Origin of the sequence: Canibacter oris, from assembly GCF_014197205.1 — a bacterium.
Classification (GTDB): Bacteria; Actinomycetota; Actinomycetes; order Actinomycetales; family Microbacteriaceae; genus Canibacter; species Canibacter oris.
This window is the reverse complement of sequence record NZ_JACIFD010000001.1, coordinates 1-24,902: the sequence shown is the minus strand read 5'-3', so window position 1 is coordinate 24,902 and position 24,902 is coordinate 1. Positions and strand designations below refer to the sequence as shown.

Annotated in this window: 21 protein-coding genes; 10 read left to right on the top strand and 11 right to left on the bottom strand. The window is 57.6% G+C overall.

Annotated elements, in window-relative coordinates:
* Positions 1 to 49 precede the first annotated feature (49 nt).
* Positions 50 to 913: a hypothetical protein gene (locus F5897_RS00105; RefSeq protein WP_183304059.1), complete on the top strand. Its 864-nt coding sequence runs from the start codon at positions 50 to 52 to the stop codon at positions 911 to 913.
* Between the two features lie 95 nt (positions 914 to 1,008).
* Here F5897_RS00105 and F5897_RS00100 read toward each other — a convergent pair whose 3' ends face one another.
* Entirely contained in the window at positions 1,009 to 2,697 is a 1,689-nt protein-coding gene (locus tag F5897_RS00100) for an ATP-dependent helicase (RefSeq protein ID WP_183304058.1), read from the bottom strand.
* A 105-nt stretch (positions 2,698 to 2,802) separates the two neighbouring features.
* On the opposite strand from F5897_RS00100, the gene F5897_RS00095 reads away from it, so the two are divergent.
* The gene (locus F5897_RS00095; protein ID WP_183304057.1) at positions 2,803 to 3,936 is read left to right on the top strand and encodes a phosphotransferase; all 1,134 of its coding nucleotides are present in this window, start codon (positions 2,803 to 2,805) and stop codon (positions 3,934 to 3,936) included.
* A gap of 2 nt (positions 3,937 to 3,938) precedes the next feature.
* Here F5897_RS00095 and F5897_RS00090 read toward each other — a convergent pair whose 3' ends face one another.
* Both F5897_RS00090 and F5897_RS00085 read right to left on the bottom strand, forming a co-directional pair.
* Entirely contained in the window at positions 3,939 to 7,340 is a 3,402-nt protein-coding gene (locus tag F5897_RS00090) for an ATP-dependent helicase (protein WP_183304056.1), read from the bottom strand.
* Positions 7,341 to 7,344: 4 nt separating this feature from the next.
* Positions 7,345 to 10,431, bottom strand: coding sequence for a PD-(D/E)XK nuclease family protein (locus F5897_RS00085; RefSeq protein ID WP_183304055.1), 3,087 nt, complete (start codon positions 10,429 to 10,431; stop codon positions 7,345 to 7,347).
* 159 nt (positions 10,432 to 10,590) lie between these two features.
* Between F5897_RS00085 and F5897_RS00080 the strand changes: the two genes are divergently transcribed.
* Positions 10,591 to 10,815: a DUF3107 domain-containing protein gene (locus F5897_RS00080; RefSeq protein WP_124823927.1), complete on the top strand. Its 225-nt coding sequence runs from the start codon at positions 10,591 to 10,593 to the stop codon at positions 10,813 to 10,815.
* Positions 10,816 to 10,858: 43 nt separating this feature from the next.
* Positions 10,859 to 11,326 carry a hypothetical protein gene (locus tag F5897_RS00075; protein WP_124823926.1) on the top strand — a complete coding sequence of 156 codons (468 nt, stop codon included), beginning with the start codon at positions 10,859 to 10,861 and terminating at the stop codon, positions 11,324 to 11,326.
* A gap of 70 nt (positions 11,327 to 11,396) precedes the next feature.
* Here the strand turns inward: F5897_RS00075 and F5897_RS00070 are convergent, their stop codons facing one another.
* On the bottom strand, positions 11,397 to 12,614 hold the full coding sequence (locus F5897_RS00070; RefSeq protein ID WP_183304054.1) for a class I SAM-dependent methyltransferase: 1,218 nt from the start codon (positions 12,612 to 12,614) through the stop codon (positions 11,397 to 11,399).
* Positions 12,615 to 13,331, bottom strand: a complete 717-nt coding sequence (locus F5897_RS00065; protein WP_124823925.1) for a ferritin-like fold-containing protein — start codon at positions 13,329 to 13,331, stop codon at positions 12,615 to 12,617. It lies immediately after the preceding gene.
* 127 nt (positions 13,332 to 13,458) lie between these two features.
* On the opposite strand from F5897_RS00065, the gene F5897_RS00060 reads away from it, so the two are divergent.
* Positions 13,459 to 14,880 (top strand): DEAD/DEAH box helicase, encoded by a 1,422-nt coding sequence (locus F5897_RS00060; protein ID WP_183304053.1) that lies wholly within the window; start codon positions 13,459 to 13,461, stop codon positions 14,878 to 14,880.
* A 64-nt stretch (positions 14,881 to 14,944) separates the two neighbouring features.
* Here the strand turns inward: F5897_RS00060 and F5897_RS00055 are convergent, their stop codons facing one another.
* On the bottom strand, positions 14,945 to 15,781 hold the full coding sequence (locus tag F5897_RS00055) for a PHP domain-containing protein (protein WP_246332160.1): 837 nt from the start codon (positions 15,779 to 15,781) through the stop codon (positions 14,945 to 14,947).
* 71 nt (positions 15,782 to 15,852) lie between these two features.
* Here F5897_RS00055 and F5897_RS00050 point away from each other — a divergent pair, with 71 nt between their 5' ends.
* On the top strand, positions 15,853 to 17,259 hold the full coding sequence (locus F5897_RS00050; RefSeq protein WP_183304051.1) for an aminopeptidase P family protein: 1,407 nt from the start codon (positions 15,853 to 15,855) through the stop codon (positions 17,257 to 17,259).
* A gap of 127 nt (positions 17,260 to 17,386) precedes the next feature.
* On the opposite strand, the gene F5897_RS00045 is transcribed toward F5897_RS00050, so the two are convergent.
* On the bottom strand, positions 17,387 to 17,890 hold the full coding sequence (locus F5897_RS00045) for a YflT domain-containing protein (RefSeq protein WP_124823921.1): 504 nt from the start codon (positions 17,888 to 17,890) through the stop codon (positions 17,387 to 17,389).
* A 67-nt stretch (positions 17,891 to 17,957) separates the two neighbouring features.
* Between F5897_RS00045 and F5897_RS00040 the strand changes: the two genes are divergently transcribed.
* Genes F5897_RS00040 through F5897_RS00030 form a run of 3 tightly spaced genes read left to right on the top strand, consistent with a single transcriptional unit; the run spans position 17,958 to position 21,037 of the window.
* Positions 17,958 to 19,205 (top strand): magnesium transporter MgtE N-terminal domain-containing protein, encoded by a 1,248-nt coding sequence (locus tag F5897_RS00040; RefSeq protein ID WP_124823920.1) that lies wholly within the window; start codon positions 17,958 to 17,960, stop codon positions 19,203 to 19,205.
* A 3-nt stretch (positions 19,206 to 19,208) separates the two neighbouring features.
* Positions 19,209 to 19,880 (top strand): DUF1003 domain-containing protein, encoded by a 672-nt coding sequence (locus F5897_RS00035; protein ID WP_124823919.1) that lies wholly within the window; start codon positions 19,209 to 19,211, stop codon positions 19,878 to 19,880.
* Complete coding sequence (locus tag F5897_RS00030; RefSeq protein ID WP_183304050.1) at positions 19,877 to 21,037, top strand: P-loop NTPase; 1,161 nt, start codon at positions 19,877 to 19,879, stop codon at positions 21,035 to 21,037. Before F5897_RS00035 ends, F5897_RS00030 begins: the two co-directional genes overlap by 4 nt.
* Positions 21,038 to 21,089: 52 nt before the next feature.
* Here the strand turns inward: F5897_RS00030 and F5897_RS00025 are convergent, their stop codons facing one another.
* Together F5897_RS00025 and F5897_RS00020 are read right to left on the bottom strand one after the other, a co-directional pair.
* Positions 21,090 to 21,902 (bottom strand): M15 family metallopeptidase, encoded by an 813-nt coding sequence (locus F5897_RS00025; protein WP_183304049.1) that lies wholly within the window; start codon positions 21,900 to 21,902, stop codon positions 21,090 to 21,092.
* Positions 21,903 to 21,913: 11 nt separating this feature from the next.
* Positions 21,914 to 22,342 carry a twin-arginine translocase TatA/TatE family subunit gene (locus F5897_RS00020; RefSeq protein WP_183304048.1) on the bottom strand — a complete coding sequence of 143 codons (429 nt, stop codon included), beginning with the start codon at positions 22,340 to 22,342 and terminating at the stop codon, positions 21,914 to 21,916.
* 75 nt (positions 22,343 to 22,417) lie between these two features.
* On the opposite strand from F5897_RS00020, the gene F5897_RS00015 reads away from it, so the two are divergent.
* Positions 22,418 to 23,044, top strand: a complete 627-nt coding sequence (locus F5897_RS00015) for a class I SAM-dependent methyltransferase (RefSeq protein WP_183304047.1) — start codon at positions 22,418 to 22,420, stop codon at positions 23,042 to 23,044.
* On the opposite strand, the gene dapE is transcribed toward F5897_RS00015, so the two are convergent.
* Both dapE and F5897_RS00005 read right to left on the bottom strand, forming a co-directional pair.
* Positions 23,028 to 24,110, bottom strand: a complete 1,083-nt coding sequence (gene dapE / locus F5897_RS00010) for a succinyl-diaminopimelate desuccinylase (protein WP_183304046.1) — start codon at positions 24,108 to 24,110, stop codon at positions 23,028 to 23,030. The two genes, F5897_RS00015 and dapE, sit on opposite strands and share 17 nt — an antisense overlap.
* An 18-nt stretch (positions 24,111 to 24,128) precedes the next feature.
* Positions 24,129 to 24,902 (bottom strand): citrate/2-methylcitrate synthase (locus tag F5897_RS00005; RefSeq protein ID WP_281375758.1); only part of this gene is annotated, 774 nt, incomplete at its 5' end.

The following is a 24,902-nucleotide window of genomic DNA, read 5'->3' as shown; positions in this document are numbered from 1 at the left end:
TCCTGTGGAAAACCACCACGCTCCGGCGCTGCCGTGCGATATTTGTTGCATGCACACACCGGGAATTTTTCTAAAAATTGCGCCGCAGTTCGTTGCTGCCTGGGTTGATCCACACACCATCCGCTTCGGGTTCAGCACAGCTGCTTTAGAGCTCAGTGCCCTCACCGAGCAAGACCGTACTCTGATCAGCTCACTGCTCACCGGAACCACAATGGCCGCTCTGAAACGTACTGCGAAGCGCAGCAAAATCTCTCCCGAACACTTACAGGAAATGCTCCGCTTGCTGGCTCCGGTGCTGCAAGCAAGTTCTTCTCCCAGTGCCGCGACGACCACCGTCAACCTGTTTCAAACCGCCAGCTACCAACTTGCGGTACCAATAATTGCAAGTGAAACCGCCACCCGAACCGCGCTGCTGCTGCACGAAGCCCTGAGCTGGCACGGCCACCTCCCCAGCAGCACCAGCGACCTGCTAATCACCGTCAATCGTTTTTTGGTCGATCAGCAACTGTCACTGTCTCAGCTGCAGCACAGCACCGCAGCACAACTGCCAATTACCTTTAGTGACAGCTGTGTGCGCATCGGACCTCTATTAACCGCCGAATCCACGCCGTGCGCAGCCTGTTGCGAGCATGAAACGCTGCGTGCAGACCCTGACAAAAGTATTATGTTGCCACAGCTGCTCGGCCACACTGCAGCAACCGAAACTGCCACTGTTGTGAAACACATCGCGCCATTGCTCGCACAACTGGTAGCAGCCCCCTACGCTGCTACCGGTAAACAGTTCAGCTTCGAGTTTTCACAGGCGGAGATTCCATTACCACGGGTCCACTACTTGCGCCCCGATGCCGACTGTCTGTGCGCGCATCTGACGGCATCACCGCATAGCCAGCTTGCGGAGCTCACGACTGCCTAAGACACCCGTCCTGCACTCAGCGAACCTGCCGCGCAGCAGCGTAGCCTGCGAACAGTGCATAGCATTACACAGTGCGAGAACCGCTAGGCCCGGAATCAGAACCGCTGCACCGGAATTTTTGCCTGTTGCAAGAAGCGTGACGGCGCAACCCCTTGCTGCTCAGAGCCACTCAAAGAGACCCGCAGTAGTTCCCGGGCCCGGGTAAACGCCACATACGCTAACCGCTGCTCTTCGGCAATCGCGGCAGCGTTGTCGAGCGTCTGCTGAATCGGCAACTTCCCTTCGCTCGCACCGATTATATATACGGTGTGCCATTCCAGGCCTTTCGCGGAGTGGATCGGCAGCAGCACGACGGCGGCTTCCTGCGGCACAAAATGCGTTGCCATCATTTCCTGCAGGCGTTTAGCTATCTCCGGCAGCGGCAGCGCCGCACAGTGCGTGTCAATCACCGCCAGCAGCCGCTGCAGCAAGCGTCGCTGCGCTTCACGCTCCGGATCAGCAGCGGCCTTGGTGCTGTAACCGGCAGCCCGCAACACATCTAAAACCGTATGCTCCGCGTCTTGCTGTGGGCTCTGGGCATCTGCCTGCGCCGCAGCTGCCTTCAGCGCAATCACGGCGTTTTTCACCACCGGGAAACTAAACAACCAGGGATCTTCCGGCAGCTGAGTTTTCACCCCGCTGGCGCGCAGCACCTCCGAAATTTCCGCGAGCTGCTGATTGGTGCGCGCCAAAACTGCTATCTGCGACTCCGGCGTGCCAGCGCTGATTTGTTGTTTCACCGCGGCAGTAACCGCCTGCAGTTCTTCGCGGGCTGTACGGAACCACGCGGCGCGTGGCGCGGATCCACCCCCTGCCACAGCTTGCAGCTCAATAGCCCCGGGCGCTTGCCGCATCAGGTTATTAGCGGCTGTCACGATTCCGGCAGTGCTGCGATAGTTGCGGTGCAGGGTGATGGTGGTGGCTTCGGGGTATTCTTTTGCGAAGCGCAGCAAAAAGTTTTGGTTTGCTCCGGCGAAACTAAAGATGGTTTGGCTGGCGTCGCCGACAACGCAGAGATTATTGTTGTTTTCGCCCAGCCACTCGTGCAGCAGAGTGTATTGCAGCGGTGAAATATCTTGGTACTCATCCACAGTGAAATACCGGAAGCGCTGCTGCACCTTGCGGGCGATGGCGTCTTCGGCGGCGAGCATTCCCGCGGTGAGCGCGATAACGTCTTCAAAATCAATCACTCGCCTACTAATTTTTAATTCTTCGTAAGCGCGCATCACCTCCACAACCTGCTGCGGTTTGACGCCCACAACCCCGGTGCGTTGCGCACTCAGGTAGCCTTCGTAGCTAAGCGCTGAGACTTTGCGCCACTCTAGTTCTGCCAAAATTTCTCGCGCCACCGCGTCTGACACCTGCAGTGCCGCCTCCGTCGCAGCCTGTTGCACCAGCAGCAGCTTAGCCGTGCTGCCGAGCGGGGTCGGGCGTTCACCGCCCACGACGGTCGGCCAAAATTCATGCAGCTGTTCCAGCGCGAGGCTGTGAAAAGTGCGGCTCGTCACGCCCGGAACCTGCAACCGTGCCAGCCGCTCCCCGAGCTCCAGCGCGGCTTTACGCGTATAGCTGAGGGCGAGTACCTTGTCCGGGTTGTAAACGCCGCTGGCAACACCGTGTGCGATGCGGTGAGTGATGGTGCGAGTTTTACCGCTGCCAGCTCCGGCTCGGATCGCAACCGGACCGAGCAGAGCTGTTGCTGCCGCGCGCTGCTGTTCGTCCAGCTGCTCCAAGATCTGCTGCATACGGTCTCCTTAAACAAATACTGCTGGTGATAACTTTACCGGGACTCACTGTGGTTTCTCAGCGTGGCAGAAAAGGCTTTAAAGTTACCCCGCTAGGCTATAACCATGGCGAGTATTCCTCTAACTTTTGCGGCGCTTGCTACCAGCGCTGTGCCGAATCTGTACCCGCTTTCTGCGCGGAAACACAGCCTTGCGGGTGATGCAAACTTTACCGCTGCGGTTGTATCGTGTGATTCTGGTGACGTCATCGTCAGGGTTCCGTCACATGATGCCGCCGCCGCCCAGCAGGCTGCTGAGAATATTGCGCTTTCGGCTTTAACCGCCGGGGCCCGTAGCCAACTGCCGTTTTTGGTGCCGACGGTTTTGGGCATCACGCGCGCCGGAGAGTGGCCTGCCACTGTTGCAACTTTTTTGCCAGGCGAGAAGTTCAACACCGCAGATTTGCGGCCGGATGCGATTTTGCTCGCTTCTCTCGCCGGCGCTTTAGAGGCTCTGCATCAGCTGCCAAGCTCGCTGCTGAGCCGCGTCGGTTTGCCGGTGCGCAGCGCGGAAATGTGCCGCGTGGAAGCTGCCCGACTGGTCACCAAAGCGTGGCAGACCAAGCGGCTGCCGGTGGCGATTAAGGAGCGCTGGGAGCAGGTGCTCAGAGAGGTCACGCTGTGGGATTTCCAGCCGGTGACGATTCACGGTGATGTCACCGCCGATAGTTTTTTGGTTGATGCTGACTCGGTCACCGCTATGCTCGGGTTTGCCGAGCTCAGTGTGGGCGATCCGGCAATCGATTTTGCTTGGTTGTGTGCAGCCCCTGCTGGTGTGCTGCACGAGGTTTTGATTCGCTACGCCGAGAGCACCAGCCAAGATTTACAAAAGCTGCTTTATCGAGCCCATTTCTATCACGAGTTAGAGCTCGCAAAGTGGCTGCTGCACGGTGTCGAAACTCACGACCCTGAGATTATCGCAGACGCTGAAAACCTGTTAGATATGCTGGTGGATCGCGCGGTCGTCCCGATTTTACCGCCCGCGGCCGCGCCGCTTTCCGAGTGGGAAGTGCAGCATTTGCTTGACGCCACCGAGCACGTCAAACCGCAGGCAACGCACCTCAACGACACGCAGCAGTTGCAGCTGCTGGATGATGAGCGGGTGTTTAACTCTGACACTGACTTTATCGACCCTGTTCCTGCGGCACATGCGGATACGGCAGAGCCCCGCGAGAGCAACTCTGCGCCACGCCAGGACTAGCCTTACCCTTGGGAGGCGGAGACCTCGGGCGCTCCAGCACTCCCCTGCGCCGCGCGATAGCGCTGCTCCAAGTCAGCTAGACTGAGTATCTGCGCTTCCGGCAGCTCGTCTAACCGCAGTGTGCGGTTTTCGCTGACGTAAAACAGGGTTGCGGTTACCTGCTCCGGTGCCAGCTTGTATTCTTGCAGGTAAGCGTGCCGATACAGCTGCAGCTGCAAGAATTTTTCGAACTTTTCGGCATCGCTCACGGGAGCTTTGCCGGTTTTCCAGTCAACAATCTCAATAATTTCGGAACCGTCTGACTGCTGCCACGCAAACACCGCATCCATCTTGCAATGCATAATTTCACCGGCAAACGGCATTAAGATTTCCTGTTCTACCGCGATTGGTTGTTTCCGATACCACTTGGACGAGCTGAAATTGTGCTGCAGTTTTTGCAAGGTCTTAGCGCTTTGCATCTCGTACCCTTGTTGCTGCTGGATGCCTTCCCCAGCGGGACTTTCGAGCCCGGCTAGCTGCGGTGTATGCACCGCAGCTGTGGCATAGTGGGCCTGCACCCACTCGTGAAACCGGGTGCCAATATCGGCACCACGATATGGCCGCTGCGGCACTGGCCGCAGCAGCTGCAGTTGATACTGTTGTGGATCGGCTAACGCCTGCGCAAAAGCCGAGGCGTTAATCTTACCGTTCGGCAATGCCTCCTGCTGGGCCTGTGTTTGCTGTGCTTCTAAGAGCAGCAGCTGCTGCAGTTCACTTAGCGGCGCGATGTTTGACTCTGCTGCGTTAGCTAGACTGACGCTTGCTTGCCTAACGGCTGCTGCTGCCGCCATAAAGTTCGCTCGTCTTGCCCCGAGAGGATCAAGCGGCCAGTGTTGTTGCGTAGTATTTACGGCGGTTGCTGGTTTTTCACTGTGTTCTGTTGCTTCCTGCAGCTGCGGCAGAATTTCGGCGGTTATCAGCTCTGCGATATAGGGGCTCGGCTCAGCCGGGGTTTTCGACTCCCGCTGCCAGAAACAATAGCTTAAATAAAGCCACTTTTTTGCCCGCGTAAAGGTGACATACGCGACGCGTCTTTCGTCCAGGCTGTGTCGCGCTGCGAGCGCCTCCCGGTAGTCTTGCAGCACAACCTTATCGAAGTTATCTTGATCGGTGACCTGCTGTAACTGTAGCTGCGGCAGCGCCGCGTGGTCTTTGCTGAGTCGGCTTGGCAGCACTCCTCTTGTCAGCCACCCATAGCTATCTTTCAGTTTGGTGGGGAGCCCACCAGCCACCAGGCGCGGCACAAACACCGCGTCCCATTCCAGTCCTTTTGCGGAGTGGGAGGTGATGATTTGAACTGTTTCCGGGGTAGGCGCCGGCACTTGGGCGGGAATCTTATCGCTTTGCTGCGCCATTTCTAACCACACCAGCACCTGCTTGAGGGTAGCCTCGGGGTGGATACTGAGGTATCCCGCGACCTCGCGCAGGAAGCGATCAAGATTACTGCGGGGGTCGATTAGGTACTGCGCTTTTGCGCCTAACATCTTCGGGTGCGCAGCAAGTTCAATATCGAGCCGTAGCTCTCGCTCCAACCGGTAAAAGAGTTCGAGCACGTCTGCTCCGGCGCCTTGACGCAGGCGACGCAGCAGCTGCGCTGCTTCCCGCAGCCGGGCCTTACCAGCTGCGCTGATGTCTCGATACAGCTCGTCATGCAGCGTTCGCTGTGCAAAGCTATCAAGTGCTTGCACAATAGTTACGGTGCGTTCTGGGGCGGTTAAAACCTCGTCCGCCGCGGCGGCTGCGGCGCTTAACTGGGTGCCTTGACTGTCTTGTCGTTGCAGTGTTCGCGCTATTTTCGAAAGTTGTGCTAAGTCGTGCAGTCCCACGTTAAAACGCGGCCCTACTAGCAGCCGCACCAGCTCGTTGGTGGCGTCAAGCTGCGCCACAATTTTTGCGACGCTGATAAGCTCCACCACTTCCGGCGCGGTCAGCAAACCCCCCAAGCCCACAATCGTGTACGGAATATTTTTGCGACGTAAGGCCGCAGCAAAACCCTCCATGTCTTTACGGGTGCGCAAAATAATCGCGATTGTGGGCGGCTCCTGCTGCTCCTGCTGCGCAGCTAGCCGCATCCTTTGGATCTCTGCGGCTACGGCTGTTTCCTCTTCGATACTGGTTTCATAGCTGGCTGCCACTACTTGTCCTTCGGGGGCAGACTGCCGTGGCTGCAACTGCGGCAGCTGTAGCCGCGACGCTGATTGCAGCTGCGACACGATTTGATTGGCCGCTGCTAGCACTTGTCGGCTGTTACGGAAGCTCGTTGACAGGGTTAAAAGCTCACCCGCTGAGTGCCCGTCATAACCACTAAAGTTGGGCAAGAACTTTTCAAGGCTCTCAGCCGATGCGCCACGCCAGCCGTAAATCGATTGGTGTGGATCGCCCACACCCATAACGTCTGCACCCTTAAAAATGGTGGTGAGCAGTTCAGTTTGCCCAACGCTGGTGTCTTGCACTTCATCGAGCAAAATGACCCGGTGGCGTTCGCGCAACTTCGCCACGGTGTGCGAGGTTGCGGTGACTGCCTGCACCGCGCCGGCGACTTGGTCGGAGAATTCTTGCAAGTTGCGTGTCGCTTTTAGGGTGCGGTAAGCGGCAACTAACGGTAATAGCGCCGCGGTTATTTGCATTTCACTGGCGGCCCGTTTTACCCCTGCGCTGAGGGCTGTGCGGGCTCTGGCGCTGCCTCGCGGCAGGTTTTGCAACTGCAGCACACTGTCTATTTCAGCTTGCACTGCGCGCACGTCGACAGCGTTATCCACAATTGCGTTTTCCAGCTTAATCAGCACTGCCGCAGCGGTTAGTGAATCCATCTGTAGCTGTTGCAGCGCTGCACTGTCTTGCTGCAAAATAATCTCTTCTGCCAGTAACACCGCGGTTGCTTCATCCATCACTTTGGCGCTCGGGTTAAGACCCGCGACCACCCCAAATTCTCGCACGATTCCGGCAGCGAAGGCGTTGTAGGTTGAGATTTCCGGGTAGGCATACCCTGCTTCTAATTGTTGCTGCAGCTGCTGCACCTGTTGCAGTTGTTTACTGCTTAAACCACTGTCTTCGCGCAGTGCACTGTGCACAAATTTCTGCAGCCGATGCAACACGCGCTCGCTGAGCTCTCCGGCAGCTTTATTTGTGAATGTCAGCCCAAGCACTTGCTGCGGCTGCACTAAACCATTGGCGATAAGCCACACAACCCGCTGTGCAATTGTTTCGGTTTTACCCGAACCGGCGCCTGCAACAACCAGGTACTGCGTGCCAAGCGGTGCCTCAATGACTCGACTTTGCTCCGCTGTTGGCAGGAGCACCTGCGGCGCGTCAAAGTATAAAATCTCTGCCACCTGCACGGCGCTGAAAAGCATCTGCTTTGTCATAGTGTTACTCCTGCCAACTCACTGCCGGAATTAGTTGCAGCTCACACAGTGAGTTTTTGCACTGCCCGGAGGTATCGATCTCAAAAACTGTTCCCTGTAAGGTTTCCACGGCCTGCTCCACGGTTGCTTCAAATTGTGCTTGCTGTGTGGCATCCAGCTGCTTTTGGGACCGTTCTGTAACCGGCGCAGTAGCTGCCTGCTCATACTTCGGGAAAACCAGCACCGCTTGTATCCCTGACACATTTTGCGACTGCACAGTGTTTTGCACCCCTCCGGATGCAACCGCGTACTGATAAGCGGCCAATTGCAGACTCTGCTCAGCTTCTTTCACCGTAACCGGAGTTTTTGCGGTTTTAAGATCCACAATTCTGATTTGGGTGCTGCCGTCAGCCGCAGTGTGCTGCTCGATACGGTCAATCACCCCGCGAATTTTGACCCCCGCAACCTCCATTTGGAAAGGCACCTCACTGCCGAGCACCTGCCAGTTTTTGCTTTGCGCAAACGTGTATTTAGCAATATTTTCGGCAGCAACCGCGGTTTTTTCCAGCTCCAAATCAGCGATAACCGCATTTTTAAACGGTAGTTTACCCCAGTTTTGCTGCACTGGCTGCATCACCGCTTCACAGCTGTGCTCATTGATGCTGCTGCTGTGTTCCAGCCCCGCATGCAACAAAGTGCCGATTGCCGCCCGTAACTGCACCGGTCGCTGCCCGTTTAACTGGTTCAAAACCGCCCCGGCCGCACACTGCTGCAGTGCCACCAGAGTTGAAGGGCTCAGGGTAATATCGGCTGCGCTAGCAAACAGAGCTGGCTCTCCGCTGGGGGTGCCGGCACCATACCATTGCTCCGGGTCTGCCCCAGCCACCCCAGCTGCTGCTAGCCGCGCCAACTGCCCCGCAGCAACCAGCTGCTGCGGGTTGTGCTCCACAGCAGCCCGTAACCGCGCAACCTCACCCCGCAGCGTCAGGTGTAGCAGCTGTCCAGTTACAGGTTGCAGGTAGTCTAGAAAGAAGCGCCACAGCGGACTCGGATATTTTTCATCATCTGTGACTGTAAACAAACACAGCTTCTTAACCGCGCGGGAACACGCTAAAAGCAGCAGCCTAGTTTCGGCGTGCAACAGCTGATAGCGGTCAGCCACCTCCGGCTGCTGCCGTAGCACTGCTTGCACCTGTGCCAGCTGCAGATAAGCATCTCTGGAGCGCAGGTTTGGCCATAACCCCTCCTGTAGATCTGTCACACACACCACCGCAAACTCTCGACCAAGCAGCATATGCGGTGTGGTCACGGTAACGGCGGGGTGCTGCGCCTGCCGGGCAAGGGTGTCTTGCGGCACCTCGCTGGCCATAATTTCAGCTAGAAAAGCCAGGGGCGCAACACCTAACTCTTGAGACTCGTTACGCTGCACAACATAAAACAGCTCTAGCACGGTATCTAACAGCTGGTTAGCGTCACGCGCTGCATCACCGCTGCCTGACAGCGCTGTCTGCTGCAGCGCAGCCGCGTCACACAATCCATCCCACAGCAACCACAACAACTCAGATAGACTGCTGGTTTCTTTGCGTGCTGCGGCTATCTGCATTATTTGCGCGAACTCTGCCACTCGTTGTGCTGCCGCCGACGGCTGCGGTGGCAGCGCTAACTGCCCGGCGCACAGCTTAGCGAGCAACCCTTTGGCGGTTTGGGTTTCAGGATCAGCGTCTTCGCGCACCGCCACCAGCAAATCTCGCTTCAGCAGAGCGACATCTGGTACGGTGAATCCACCAAGCGGACCAATCAAAAGCTGTTGCACCTGCTCATCGCTTAGCTTCTGCTCGGCAATCACGGCCTGCAGTAACAGCACCAGGCTGCGCACGATTGCGTGATCACGTAACACGATGCCGCCGCCGCTGGTTTTGGTCGGCACTCCGCGGTGGCTCAACTCCCGACACAGTTGTGCCACGGTGTCGCGGCTGCGGCAGACCACCACCATGTCTTCCCAGCTCAACGGCGCAGCCGCTAACCCAAGCTTTGCCTGACGCAGCTGATAGGCTATTGCACTGCTTAAGGCAGACGGTGAATCGCAGTTGAAAGCGGCTACCTCACCGCCGGAAGCGCTCACAGTAGTTTGCCGGTAGGCTGCCGTGCCACGCACTCCAATGGCCCCGCTGAGCCGTTTAATGACAGCGGCGATTTCTGCCGGGAAACGCACAATCTCTAGGAGTTCCAGCTGCTGCACCTGATCTTGTGCGTGGCCTCCGGCACTGCTTGCAGCGTGCAGCATTGCTGGAGTTGCAGGTAGCGCGGTCAGCAACTCCGGCAGCGACAGTGGCTCGGCAATGTGCACCTGCGCCGCAGTATCAGGATCTGCCGCTGCCCACACGGCTACCCCGGCACCAGCTAGGCGCTCCAAGAAACGCTGCTCGGCTAGGGTAAGTTCGGCCGCGTCGTCAACTATCACCAGCTGTGGTAATGCCAGCCCAGGTGCCTCCTGTAGCAGTCTGCCAGCAGCGTTTAGCACACCGGTTGCGGAGTATTCTGCCCTGTCGGCTAGCTGAGCTTCGCATCCCGACAGCACCGTGATGGCAGCAAACACCTGCTCAGCTAGGCTCCCGCGATGCTGCTCTAGCTGAGCTGCTGCCTGCGTAACGGTGAGGTCAAGCTCTTCAAAAAGTTGCCACAGGTTACGAATCTCGGTGCGTAGATAGACGCGGTTAGTCTCGTGTTGAAAGTCTGGAAAATCACTGCGCTGCAGCTGCTGTGTGATTAGCTCATCTTGCAGCACCGCGGTTAAAAGACGCGGTTGCACAGTGCCCTGTTGCAGCGCAGCAGCGGCTAGCAGCTGCAGTGCAAAAGCCTGCATGGTTTGCGCTACTGCGCCAACGGCAGGAGCCGTGGCTAGCTGCAAATATGCTTGTTTCAAGCGTGCCGCAGCCTGCCGATTGGGGGCGAAAAATAACACATTTTGATGCTGCGCCGCGGCCGCTAACAGCGCCGTGGTTTTACCGCTGCCGGCAGCTCCGAGCAGCAAGGCGTGCATCGCCGGGTTGAGGCGCCGTACCTGCTGCTGCCCAGCGGTGTATGTAAGCTGCGAAAACTTATTATCTTCCACACTCGCAAGTATATTTACTGCATTGACAACTTTGGTCTGAAACCAGATAAATTAGCTTAATTACAGCTGGCAAACACAGTCACTCTCAAGCTCGGTGCAGTAAAATTATGGTGTTTGATAGTCACAGAGCTTGCTTTAAGCCCAGTCCAAAGGAAAATTATGGAAGTACGCATCGGCATTCAGCACACCCCTAAAGAGCTTGTTTTTGAAAGCCCCCTGAGCGCGACTGAAATCGCCAAAACCATTAACACTGCGTACAGCGGGCATGAGCCAACCGTAATGTTCACCGATGTTAAAGACCGCCAGTATCTGGTGCCGCTGGCAGCACTAGGTTACATCGAGTTTGGCGCTGCTGCGCCTCGCAAAGCTGGATTTGTCAGCTAATCACCAGTTCTGAGAGGCACAAACTAAACACTTAGCTAGAGTAATGCGTGTCCAAGTAGCAACCGTTTTTAACTGCCCAGCTGAAAAGCTCTTTTCCGAATTGCTACAGAGCCGCTCACTGCACTATGTTGCTACGCCTTTAATACGTTTTAAACCCATTTCTGACAGCGGCACCCAACAGCAACTACCCGCTATCTGGCAAAACGGCAGCTATCCCGTACAAATGTACCTGCTGGGTTTTATCTATCTCGGTAAGCAGCGTATCAATATTAAACTTGATACCCCTGCCCAGCAGTTACTCGATGCAGGTGAGGGCACACTCATCAAGCAGTGGCACCATTTGATTACTATCACCCCAGCTTCCCCAACTCGCACGCGCTACACTGACACCGTTACCATTAAGGCCGGGCCCCTAACCCCGATAGTTTGGGGCTTTGCCCAAGTTTTCTACCGCCACCGGCAACGCAGATGGCGTCGACTTATCAGGAACGGCTTTAATTACGACAGCTAGCCTCATACCGGCACCATGAATCCGCTGCCAGCGCTGGCAAGCTAACGTTTTCGGAGTTCACGCACACGTTTTACTGTTCTCCCATACGCTGCAACAGCACTGCGCACTCCACGTGTTTGGTGTGCGCAAACATGTCAAAAATCCGCGCCTGAGTTATTCGGTACCCGGGCAGCTGCGCCAGATCGGCGGCGAGACTCTCGGGGTTGCAGCTGGAATAAATTATATGGTGGATCTGGGAGCCTTGGATCCACTCACACAGCTTGCGCCCGATACCGCGCCGCGGCGGGTTTACTATTAACAGCTCTGGAAATTCCTGCAGCTGTAAAGCGTACGCAGTTGCATCAGCCGCAACAAAACTCGCCGCCAACCCCTGTTCGCGAGCGCTACGCTTCGCAGCGCGCACGGCGTACTCGCTCAGCTCCACACCCACCACCCGGCGCACTGCCGTGCTTGCAGCACCTGTCAGGCCTACAGACTCGGCACCATCGGCATGCCCCGCCTGATTTTTAGGCTCCGCAAGGTGCAGCGCAAAACCGCCAACTCCGCAATACAGGTCAAGCACGCTGCGCGGCCGCAGCTGATCCGCCCACTGCCGCGCCTGGGCATAAAGCCCCGCCGCAACCGCGGTGTTGGTTTGGAAGAAACTCTGCGGCAGCAACTGCAAACTAACCTGCGGCAGCCGCACCCGCAGCCCACTGCCCCACAGCACATACTCGGTGTCCCCCTCTAACACCGCCCGATGCTCCGGCAAAATGTTGAGGGTCACAGTTTCAGCCTCGGGTAGCACCTGCCGCAGCTGCGCGGCGCGGCTGGCAATCTGCTCAGCTGCCGCCATTGATTGCACCACGAAACGCACCAGCAGGTTACCGCTCGGCGCAACTGTGACATGCACAAATTTGAGATCTCCACGCCGCCGCGCTACATCATAGCCGGACAGCGGTAAACCGTTCATAAACTCCCGCAGTTGTTGTCCCGCGGCATTCAGCTGCGGATCCTGGATTGGGCAGGTGGTAAGATCCACCGGCCCCCGCGGTCCCTGTAAACCCAAAAGCAGCTTACCTGCGGAGCCAAGCACCACAAATTTTGCTTTGTTGCGAAACGCCGCGACCTCGCTGCGGTGCGGTGTTAGCCACACGGGGGCGGTCGGATCCACAAAATAATCCTGCAACAGCGCCGCGCACGCCTCACTTTTCAGCTGCAGTTGCTGCTCATACGGAACCGTAATCTCACTGCAGGAAACACAGGTACCGGCAGCAAATTGGGCGCAGCTAATCGCGGGTAGTTGCATTTAAGCGGTGAGCCCCAAAGAGTCCATGCGGCGCATGTGGTCGCTGGTAATTTCGGTGAAGATTGGCTCCATCTCCTCCCACACAAACTGGCGGTTTTCGCTGAGCTTCAAAATGTCTTGCGCCAGGAGCAGAGTGTCACCGACCAAGCGTCGCCCCCACAGGGCTAGCTTGTCGGCGACTCGCGGATCCGCCATAATTTCAGCCGCCAAAAGCACGTGCAAGTCTTGCTGTGACGAGTGATCACTGAGAATTTCAGCCGCTTCTTTCCGGAAGCTGTCTTTCAAACCGGAAGCCAGGCTAGCCATAAAGTCTTCTAGCATGCCACCAACAAGCAGCACGGTGAGCACATGCTGATGCCAGTCATCCACCTGAATGCGGTCAGTGTACTGTGCAAAACGCGGCATATAGTGATTCATCTCGATATCAACCTGATGCCCGCGGCGCTTCAGCTCTGCCGCAAACCGCTTGTGTTTAGCCAGCGAAGCGCCAGCAATATCGGCGAGCGCACTCTTGGCGGCGAGTGATTCTGCGCCTAAAACCGCCTGAGTTGCGGCCTCATACAGATAAAGTTCGGTAAGAGCGTTTAAACTTAGAAAAGGCACTATGCCGGGGGCAAACTCTTTGACCTCAACACGGATTACCTTTTCATCTGCTTTGCCGAGCATCTCGGCAACTGATGCCGTAGGCTTTTTAAAACGACTGAGCCACGAAAACATACTTTTTAGTGTACTGCTTTACTCCCTAAAATTTTGTATTCACGGTGTGCCGGCGCAAAACCCTTGCGCCCCGCAGCTCAGTCACAGCAAGACCGGCACATCACGGTGTGCCACGAACGGAACACAAGTGACAACATTTACAGAACTAGGAATTGACGAAGATCTCGTCACCGAGCTTGCCGCGCGCGGCATCACCGCTGCTTTCCCGATTCAAGAGCAGACGATTCCGCTGGCCTTAACCGGCCAGGATATTATCGGTCAGGCAAAAACCGGCACCGGCAAAACCTTCGGCTTCGGGCTGCCACTGTTGCAGCGTCTCGGCACCAACCCGGCTCCCGGTGTGAAGGCGCTCGTGGTGGTGCCAACACGCGAGCTGGCGGTGCAGGTTTACGAAGATCTGGCTGGTGTAAGCAGCGCCCGCGCAACCCAGGTTGTGGCGATTTACGGCGGCAAAGTTTATGATGAGCAGGTGCAGCAGTTGCGCGCCGGGGCCCAGGTTGTGGTTGGGACTCCGGGGCGGTTGCTGGATCTCGCTGGCCAGCGCCTACTGAATCTCAGTGAGATTGAAGTGATGGTGCTTGATGAGGCTGATGAGATGCTGGATCTGGGCTTCTTGGCTGACATAGAAAAACTGTTTAGCCTGACTCCCGAGACTCGCCACACTTTGCTGTTTTCTGCGACTATGCCAGGCAGCATAGTAACTCTAGCGCGGCGATTTATGCGTAAACCGGTACATATTCGCGCCTCTGATCCGACCGAGGGCGCAACCCAGAACAATATTCAGCACCTGATTTACCGCGCCCATAATCTTGACAAAGACGAGATGATTGGCCGGATTCTGCAGGCAAATGGCCGCGGTAAAACCGTTATTTTTACCCGCACGAAACGTCAAGCAGCCAAACTACAGGAGGAACTGCGCGGGCGCGGCTTCGCGGTTGCAGCAGTGCACGGTGATCTCGGACAGGAGCAGCGTGAAAAGCAGATGGCCCACTTTAAGACCGGTAATCGTGACGTTTTGATTGCAACCGATGTGGCGGCGCGCGGTATCGACGTAAATGACGTCACTCACGTCATTAACTATACTGTGCCAGATGACGACAAAACTTACCTACATCGGGTGGGGCGCACTGGGCGCGCCGGGAACACCGGCATCGCGGTGACCCTGATTGACTGGGAAGACATGCATAAGTGGGCCTTGATTAACAATGCCCTCAATTTCCAACTCCCAGAACCACCGGAAACCTATTCATCTTCGCCGCATCTGTTTAGCGATTTAGATATTCCAAAGGGCACCAAGGGGCGCATCAAGCAAGCCACCAAGCCGGCGCAGCAGTCACAGCAGCAAACCAGCGAGCAAACCGCGGGCCGCAGCCGCAGCCGCAGCCGGCGACGGGCACGCAGCGGGCAGAACGGCGCTCCCGCAAAACATGCTGTGCAGCCAGAAGATGGATCGCGGCGCACCGTAATTACCGTAACCGAATCTAAGCGTAAGCCAAGCACCCGTAGGCGAAATCGCCGGCCGAGCACTCCGGTCACCGCTCAGCAATAGCGCAACCACCTCGCTGTGCGACTGCTGAGTGATAAGGCACGAAGCCAGGCGCACCCCGCTGCCTTTAGCGCGGCACCGCCGCCAATTGTCTGATTTGCGCTACTACCGCCGCCTCGGTTGTTTCATCACCGAGGCGGTTTGGTTTGCCACTGCCATGGTAGTCACTGGAGCCAGTGACTAAAAGTCCTAGCCCCGCCGCCGCGAACTCAATCTGTTGCAGTAACTCAGGGTTGTTTTCGGGGTGCCGCAGCTCGATGCCAAGCAACCCAGCCGTAACAAACTCTTGCATGTCGGCACGGGAAATCGCGCTGTGATTACGTCCAGCAGCCGGATGTGCCAACACTGGCACTCCACCAGCGGCACGCACCAGTTGAATTGCGCGTCTAGTTTCCAAATATTGTCCCGGAACATAGTATTTACTGCGGTGTGACAGCAAGGTAGCGAATGCGGCGGCGCGATCCGCCACAATCCCCAGTTCAACCAGCTCATCAGCGATGTGTGGCCGCCCCACCGCTCCCTGTGCACGCGCCCGGAGTTTAGCCAACGACAGCGGATAATCAGCCGCTAGTTTCATGACCATCTCTTCCACCCGCTGCACCCGCTGTTCTCGTAGCCAGAGCAGGGTTGTGGCGAGCGGTTCGTAGTGCGGATTCATGCCGTAGCCGAGCAGATGCACCGAATGACAACCGTGTTTCGTGGTCAGCTCAATGCCCGGCAGAAAATCGATTCCGAAAAGCGCAGTGGCTTCTCGCGCTTCATCCCAGCCTGCACAGGTGTCATGGTCAGTGAGGGAAATACCCGCTAGCCCGGCAGCGACCGCACCCTGCACCAGTTCAGCAACAGTTGTTGTGCCGTCGGAGTGGGTAGAGTGCGTGTGCAGGTCGTAGGTTAAATCCGCCATGTTGTTGAGCATACCTTAAACTGGGTTTTTGCTGCACTTTCTGCGGCCTGTAACATGCGACAATAGAGAGTATGACTGCTGCAGAAAATCAAGTAACTACACACGAAGCACAAATTGACAATTCAGCACGTGCGACGTTGGCTCCGAACGAAGAGTTTGTTGCCTACATGGGCACTGGGTGGGCACCGCTGGAGACCGCCGAGATCACCGCGTGGGAGGTTGCACCGTTTGCCAAGCAGCGCCGTGATGCGGTGAGCGCCGCCTTTGCCGGGCGGCGGGTGGTGGTTGCCGCGGGCATCATGAAGCAGCGCGCCAACGACACTTTCTACATGTTCCGAGCGGATTCTTCGTTTAGCCATCTCACCGGCTGGGGCGCGGCGGCACAGCCGGGCGCAATACTAGTGTTCGAGCCCACCGCCGCAGGTGCAGGCAACCACAGCAACCACGACGTCACGCTCTACTTCGCGGCGGCCGCCGGGCGTGACAGCGCCGAGTTCTTTACCAACAGCGAAACTGGGGAATTCTGGATCGGCCCAACCCCGTCACTACAAGACGTGGCAATTCAGCTGCAACTGCAGACCGCTGATCTTGCTGAGTTCTCCCCTAGCGCTGCTGATGTCACCCTAGAAGACGCAGAACTTGGACAGTTCTTAGACGAGCTGCGTATCGTCAAAGACGAGTTTGAAATCTCCCAGATGGAGGCTGCTGTTGCGGCGACCGCGCGCGGTTTCCAAGAGGTTGTTGCAGGCCTTGACGAAGCCATTGCAGCGGAGCGGGGCGAACGGGTTGTGGAGGTAATGTTCCACAAACACGCGCGCGTTGAGGGCAACTGGGAAGGGTACGACACCATTGCAGCTGCGGGCGAACACGCTTGCACGCTGCACTGGGTGCAAAACACTGGCGCCGTGAAGCCGGGTGATTTGCTGCTACTAGACGCAGGCGTGGAAGTAGATTCTCTGTACACCGCAGACATCACCCGCACTCTGCCAATTTCAGGCAAGTTCACTGCGGTGCAACGCCGGGTTTATGAGGCGGTTTTGGAGGCTGCAGATGCAGCATTTGCCGTGGTGCGTCCGGGCATTACCTTCCACGAGGTACACGACACAGCTCTAGCTGTAATTGAAAAGCATGTGAAAGAGTGGGGCTTCTGGCCAACTGATGCCAAACCGAATGTGCCTTACCACCGCCGGTACATGGTGCACGGCACCAGCCACCACTTGGGGTTAGATGTGCACGACTGTGCTCGCGCCCGCCGCGAAATGTACTACGACCGGGTTTTGGAGCCAGGCATGGTGTTCACAATCGAACCTGGCCTTTACTTCCACCCTGGTGACACCACTGTGCCGCAGGAGTTCTGGGGCATCGGGGTGCGCATTGAAGATGACATAGTGGTGACCGAAACCGGTGCGGTAAACCTGTCAGCTGACATTCCGCGCTCCGTTGCCGACGTTGAGGCTTGGGTTAACCGCCAGAAATAATCATCCGGAGTGGTGACACTAACTTAAACGCCAGGGCGGGGTGAACCAAATAGTGGTTTCACCTCGCCCTGGCGTTATGCTAGTACGGCTTCAGCCCGCTGCAACCGGGGTCTGATACTGCTACAACCTAGTGCTGCTGCACAGCGTGTTCAGCCAAAATCTGTCGGGCTGCCGCGATTTGGCCGCGTGGTGCCTTCAGATCATAACGCGCAGCCCGCATCCCTCCAAAGGATGTGAAGCTACGACGGTTACGATTCATCGCGTAGTTAGCAACTGCCAGTAAAACCCCAATCCCGACACCGATCAGCATGCAGGCGAGCAGCGTATTGAGCATATTGCTGCTCTGCACAAAACCAGCGAGCACCGCCACCAGCGAAATACCAGCCCCGAAGTAAATCCCGCTGAAGGCACCGGAAATAGCCACCCGCCCGTAACTGAGTTTCCCGGCGATACGCTCTACCGTTGTCAAACCGTTGCCCACAATCGCTAACTCTCGCACGTCAAAACCTGCGTCAGCCAAAACATCAACGGCGTGATGCGCTGCCAACATGGAATCATAAGTCGAGATCACCTCAGAGTTGCTGGTGTCTAGCAACTGTTCAGGGACGGCGCGATTCATTGGTTTTCTCATACCTCAACTATACTTAACCACCCTTATCCCAGCTCCGAATTTACCGAAATGCACTAACCTAGTAGTTGTGACAAATAATCGTGTTTTCGTTGGCAGGCTAGCAGGGCGACCAGTTTTTAACCCCTTCGGTGACCGTCTCGGCAAGGTTCGTGACGTGGTTGCCATTGAGCGCTGGAACGAAGCGCCGCGGGTGGTCGGGCTGATTGTGGAGATTCCGGGCAAGAAACGCGTGTTTATCCCGATCCGCGATATCACCTCTATCGCCAGTGGCCAGGTTATTTGCACCGGGCAGCTCGACGTGCGCAAGTTTGAGCAACGCGCCGCCGAGCATCGAGTTTTAGCAGAGTTTATTGGGCGGGTGCGGCAGGTTAAAACGACCGGCGCTACAGCTCGCATCGAAGACGCCGCAATCGAAAAAAATCGCAGCGGTGAGTGGATCGTGTCTGATGTGTTCGTAAAACTCCCCAAGACCACGGGACCTTTCAGCCGGGCAGAGTCAGCAACGCTGCCGTGGGAAGAGCTGCAGCACAACACACAAGAGACAGCAGCAAACTCCGCCGAGCGACTGATTCAGACCATGGTAGATCTAAAGCCTGCTGACCTCGCTGAGAGCATTCTAGAGCTCCCGGAGGAGCGCCGTATCGAGGTTGTGCAGGAACTGCCTGATGATATGGTGGCTGACGCCCTGGAAGAAATGAACGACAGCGACCAGCTGGAAATTCTAGACTGGCTGGGCACTGCTCGCGCCGCAGACGTGCTTGATCATATGGAGCCAGACGACGCCGCCGACCTCATCCACGCGCTGCCGGAGCAACACGGTGAAGCACTGCTTGAGCTGATGGAGCCGGAAGAAGCTGAAGACGTCCGTAAACTTCTCGCCTACGGCCAGGACACCGCGGGCGGTTTGATGAACCCAAGTCCGATTGTGCTACCGGGAGAAGCGTCTGTGGCGGAGGCGCTTGCGATGATCCGCAATGCAGAAATTCCACCGGCAATGGCGGCTGCTGTGTATGTCACTCTGCCACCTTATGAGACGCCGACCGGCGAGTATCAGGGCATTGTGCATTTTCAACGGATGCTGCGGTATCCGCCGCATGAGCGTCTGTCTGCGCTGCTTGACGAGGTTGAGCCGGTACGTGACGATGCTCCGGCCGCGGTTGTGGCGCGCCGGCTGGCAAGCTACGACCTGGTGGCGATCCCAATTGTGGATGCCGACAACAACCTCCTCGGAGTTGCCACAATTGACGATGTGTTAGACCACCTGCTACCAGAAGACTGGCGCCAGGCTGACGACGATAGCGAAAACGGAGGGTAGCCGATGGCACGCAAGAAGCACAGCTACAGCGAAACCCCTGCCGATCAAAAACCCGAGCGGGTCAGCCGCAGTGAAAAGTTTGGGCAGTGGTCAGAGGCGATCGCCCGGGCCATGGGCACCCCAGGATTCCTTGTGTTTCTCACCATGTTTTGTGTGCTGTGGATCCTCTGGAACACACTCGCGCCGGAAACCTGGCGGTTTGACTCTGCCGCGATTGGCTTCACCGCTCTGACCCTGATTTTGTCGCTGCAGGCATCTTACGCGGCGCCGATGATTCTGCTGGCGCAGAACCGCCAGGATGACCGAGATCGGGTGCAGATTGAGCAGGATCGCCAGCGGGCAGAACGCAACCTCGCCGATACTGAATTTTTGGCCCGCGAGGTTGTTGCGCTGCGTTTAGCTTTGAAAGATCTGCCAGACCGTGACTGGGTGCGCCATGAGCTGCGCGACCTGCTTGAAGAGCTCAACCAGCAACAGGCAGAAAACTCCGCTGCAGCGCCCACTGCAACCCCTGTGATTGCTGCAACTACCACTGCACCTACTGCGGCTGCGAGCAAAGAACCAACCCCAAGCCCCGGTAACGAACCAAGTCCGCGCCAGCCCCTCACCGGCAGTGAAATTGAGGTGAACCCGCTCACCGGCCGGCTTGACATCGTAAAGCCACAGGAGCGATGACCTCACAGCCAGCCGCCATCTCTGAGCTCCACGCAGCGGTGCAACGGGCTGCCGCAACCGTGCTCGACCCGGAGATTCGTAAACCTCTCACCGAGCTGGGCATGGTACCGGAGCTCACCGTATCTCCCACAGGCGTGGTCACCGCAACACTGGAGTTAACAATCTCTGGCTGCCCCGCGGCAACCCACATCGAAACCGCACTCCGCGAGGCGCTGGCAGCAGTGCCCGGGGTGACACAGGTTGAGCTCACGGTACGAGTGATGACACCTGAGCGGCGTGCCGCCTTTATTGCTCAGCTGCGCGGCACCAAAAAACAACAGTTTGGCGCAGATTCCCTGACCCGCGTACTTGCGGTCACCAGCGGCAAAGGCGGAGTGGGCAAATCTACTCTCACTGTGAACCTTGCGGCGGCGCTAAGCGGCTTGGGATACCGGGTCGGAATTCTTGACGCTGATGTTTTCGGCTTCTCTATCCCGGGGCTACTGGGGCTCGTCAAAGACGGCAAAACTGTCATCCCCACCCGCGTCGGAGACATGATTTTACCGCCGCTCGCTTTTAACATCAAGGCAATCTCGATTGGAATGTTTTTGGGTGAAAAGGATCAGCGCACCACCGCGGTGAGCTGGCGCGGCCCCATGCTGCACCGCACCATCGAACAATTCCTCACCGATGTGCACTACGGCGATCTCGATTTTCTGCTGCTGGATTTACCTCCCGGAACCGGTGACATCGCGATTTCTATCGGGCAGCTGCTGCCGCAGGCCGAAGTTTTGGTTGTCACAACCCCGCAGCAGCAGGCTGCAGACGTGGCGATCCGCTCCGGGATTCTCGCCGCGCAAACCGGGCAAAAACTGCTCGGCGTGGTAGAGAACATGGCGGGAATGCTGCTGCCTGATGGCAGCGTCACAGAAATTTTCGGCAGCGGCGGCGGCGCCGAGGTTGCCGCAACCCTCACCGCTCACACCGGGCAAAACGTGCCGCTGTTAGCGTCACTGCCGCTGTCACCGGTGTTTAACACCGCGGCCACCGCGGCAACCCCAGCGGTGTTAAACGCACCGCAAGACCCGGTTGTTGAACAGCTGCAGCAGCTTGCAGTAAGCATCGCAACCCGCCCGGAAAGCCTGGCCGGCAAACAGCTGCCGTTGCAGTTCGCTTAGACCTACAGCTCGCGTAGGCTGGCAGGCGGGAGGTGGATCCCCACCCCGCAGCTTACTCAGCGTACTCAGTGGCCGCGCCCGTGCCGAAAAACTCCTCCAGGGTTTTCACACCGCTGTGGTGCATTTCGGCTGCGAGCTCTTTGCCGATGAAACGCCAGTGCCACTCTTCGGTCATGTAGCCGACAATTGGCTGCAACCCGTAATCGTAGCGCAGAATGAAACCGTAGCGCCAGGCATTCTCGTTCATCCACTGCCCGGTCGCAGTGACATAAAGGTGATCATCGAAGCGGCAACCGCTGCCCTCGGCAACAATGTCCATCGCGAGCCCGGTCTGATGCTCACTGTGCCCGGGGCGGGCACTGAACTGGTCTGCCTCCTGCTGCCCCGACTCCGCCGCATAACCCCGGTACAGCTGCGCCTGCAAGTCATAGCTGCGAAAGCCGGAACAGATCGCAAATCCCGCACCGGTCGCGGCCTTCGCCGCGTGATACATTTCGGTTGCCGCGGCGCTAGCTTCCGGGCGCAGTGGCTGCCCCTGCAGGTTCGGAATTTCCGGCTGCACCATGCCCTCAGGATAGTAGTCAAGCGGGCGCAGCGGGCGCTGCTTATTTACCACCACGGTGATACTGCCGGGGCTGTCAATATCGTATTTCGCACGAGCCGCTTCCGGACCGGTCGCCTGCTGCGCTGGCTCCGCTGCAGAGTTCTGCTGTGATTCTGGCTGCGGCGCGGTTGCGGTGCTGGAAGTTTTGGGGCTCGTTGCGACCGGCTCAGGGGTGGTGGATCCGCAAGCCGTAAGCAGTGACGCGCTAAGCAAGATGGCGCTCACCGTGAACGCCCGGCGATAGGTTTTGCGGTCTGCCATGGTGACTCCTGTTAGGTTGCCTCGCTGTCAAACGGCACCCACGCCGCAGCGCCGGCCTCGTGCAGGCTGTTTGCGAGGTGCGCTGTGGTGCTGGCTGCGACCACCGCGGTGCCGTCAGCGGCGCGCTGCGTGATCCGCGGCAAACTCGCCGCGCGCTCTTTGCCTAGCGCTGCCTCTTTTTCAGCGGCTTCAGCTGCCGCGTCTTCAATAATCGCTTCGCGAATAATGCGGCGTGGATCATACTGGCGCGGATCATACTGCTTCCAGTCAAAGTCTTCGCCAAGTTCATCCTGCAACTGGTTTTTGGTATTGTTCACCGTGCGGCGCACAGTGCGCACCAACTCCCCCAGTTTCGCGGCATAGTATGGTAAACGCTCTGGGCCGATAACAAAAGCTGCGATGATCAAAATCAGCAGCATTTTTTCTAAACTCAAACCCATGCTTTCAAGTTTACCGCTTCTGGCTGCGCCGCAAGCTGCTTTACAATATGCTTAGTACCAGAGGGAAGGAAAACGGTGAGCAAGTTAGAAAGCAATTGGCAGTTCGCAGAGCAGTATCCGGTTGAAACCGCGGCGATGATTAGCGCCCGGCACCTGTCACTGGAGTACGGTATCGAGCCGCTGAGTCGCGCACTTGCTGCCCAGGTTGCCAACATTGCGGCGATTAGCCGTGCCTCCCACATCTGTGAGCTCGGCACCGGCGTGGGGCTCTCCGGCTTGGCACTGCTGCGCTACAACAACGCGCACCTGACCTCAATCGATATTGAGCCAGAGTACCATCGCCACGCGAAACCGCTGTTTGCAAAGGCGGGAATCACCCCTTCACGGCTGCGCTTAATTGAGGGCGACGCCACCAGCGTGCTGCCACGCCTTAACCACGGAGCCTACGATTTAGTGCTGATTGACGCCAACCCCGGCGGCATTCTCAACTATGTGGAGTACGGTTTGCAGGTTATCAAGCCGGGAGGTTCGCTGTTGATTCCGAACGCGCTGCGCGGCGGTAATCTCCCAAATCCCGCGGCACGTGATCAGGTGACACAAGAATTTAGAGACCTGCTCAACATTATGGTGGAATCACCTGCGGTCAGCGCCAGCCTGTCACCGATTGGCAACGGGCTGCTCACTCTCACGCGCTTGGCTTAGCGAGAAACGCCATCAGCCCCTGATAGCAGGCGGTAATCTCAGCAACCGCCACAGCTTCATCGTCGGCGTGCGCCAGCTCGGGGTTACCCGGCCCATAGTTAACCGCCGGGATGTTCAAAGCGGTGAAGCGGGCGACATCTGTCCACCCCAGCTTTGGGCGGATTTGCGCGCCGACCTGCGCCGCCAGACGAGTGGCAAACTCTGAGTCAGTGCCGGGCTGCGCACCAGGGGCGCTGTCGATAATTTCAACACTGTCTGCCATCGCAAAAAAATCACGCACAAATACCGTCGCGGCAGCCTCGGTTTTCGCCGGCGCAAACCGGTAATTAACGTCAATTACAACCTCGTCGGGAATCACGTTCCCGGCGATACCGCCGCTGATTCCCACCGCGTTCAGGCTTTCACGATACTCCAGCCCCGCAACAGTCACCGTCTCTGCCTGATACTGTGCTAGTTTTTGGAGTGCCTCATAACTGCGGTGAATAGCGTTTACGCCGCACCAGCTGCGCGCCGAGTGCGCGCGTTTACCGGTGAATCGCACCAGCGCCCGCAGCGTGCCGTTACAGCCCGCCTCAATCACACTGTTACTGGGCTCTCCCAAAATCGCGAAATCAGCCGCAAACAGCTGCGGGCTGTTCCTGAGAGCCCGCCCGAGACCGTTTAGCTCGCTAGAGACTTCCTCGTGGTCGTACCACACCCAGGTGATATCGCTCGCTGCCTCCCGCAGCTGCAGCGCGGCGCACAGCTGCACCGCAACCCCGGCTTTCATATCTACCGTGCCACGACCCCACAGCTGTGCGGCGCCGTCGATAGTGCGCTGCTGCACCGGCAGGTTGTGATTCACCGGCACCGTATCAATGTGGCCGGCAACCAGCACCCGAGTATCGCACCCGAACTCGGTGCGCGCGATAATACAATCGCCGTCGCGACGCAGCTTGAGGTGCGGTGCGTGCTGCAACAGGGTCTCCCAGATCTGGTCTGCGAGCGCAGTTTCGTTACCAGAAACCGAGTTGATGTTGCAGATTTCTGCGGTTAAACGCACCGGGTCGGTAAGGTGTTGCAGCATCGCCCGACTCCAGCCCTGCTAGCGGGTAATATCGCGGCGTGGCTCGCCGATGTACAGCTGCTGCGGCCGCCCAATCTTGGTTGCCTTATCGCTATTAACCTCACGCCAGTGAGCGATCCACCCTGGCAGGCGGCCAATCGCGAACAGCACCGTAAACATCCGCGTGTTAAAGCCCATCGCCTTATAAATAACACCAGTGTAGAAGTCTACGTTCGGGTACAGGCGACGCTCTTTGAAGTAGTCGTCCTCCAGCGCGATCTGTTCCAGCTCTTTGGCGAGATCCAGCAGCGGATCGTTAATGCCGAGCTCCGCCAATACCTGATCCGCGCTTTGCTTCACAATTTTCGCACGTGGATCATAATTCTTGTAGACGCGGTGCCCGAAGCCCATCAGTTTCACCCCGGCCTCTTTATTCTTGACGCGCTCTACGAACTGTTTGACTGAACCGCCGGAATCCATAATGCTCTGCAGCATGTCGAGCACTGCCTCATTAGCGCCGCCGTGCAGCGGCCCAGACAGCGCATTAATGCCGGCAGACACTGAAGAGAACATATTGGCACCTGTTGAACCCACCAAGCGCACAGTCGAGGTGGAGGCGTTCTGCTCGTGGTCAGCGTGCAGAATCAGCAGGCGGTCAAGCGCTTTGACAAGCACCGGGTTCATCACGTAAGGCTCGGCAAGGTTACCGAAGTTCAGCCGCAGGAAGTTCTCCACGAAGCTCTGCGAGTTATCTGGGTACAGGAACGCCTGCCCAATTGACTTCTTGTGCGCATAGGCCGCAAGCACCGGCAG